This is a genomic window from Streptomonospora alba (assembly GCF_000826685.1).
GTDB classification, from domain to species: Bacteria; Actinomycetota; Actinomycetes; order Streptosporangiales; family Streptosporangiaceae; genus Streptomonospora; species Streptomonospora alba.
In genome coordinates this window covers 1-216 of the sequence record NZ_JROO01000096.1, presented here as the reverse complement: position 1 = coordinate 216, position 216 = coordinate 1, and the positions used below count along the sequence as shown (strand labels likewise).

Genomic DNA, 216 nt, shown 5'->3' with positions numbered 1-216 from the left:
TGGCCGATGTTCGACTTCAGCGACCCCAGCCACAGCGGCCGGTCGCGCCCCCGGCCGTAGACCCCCATCAGGGCCTGGGCCTCGATCGGATCGCCCAGACTCGTCCCCGTTCCATGGGCCTCCACCGCATCGACGTCATCGGGCGCCACACCCGCGTCCTCCAGCGCCGCCCGCACCACCCGCTGCTGCGACGGCCCGTTCGGCGCGGTCAGACCG

1 protein-coding gene is annotated in these 216 nt (G+C 73.6%); it reads right to left on the bottom strand.

All coding sequences use genetic code 11. From position 1 onward, the window contains the following. The coding region (locus tag LP52_RS25420; protein ID WP_040276960.1) for a hypothetical protein at nucleotides 1-216 on the bottom strand (216 nt) is incomplete at both ends.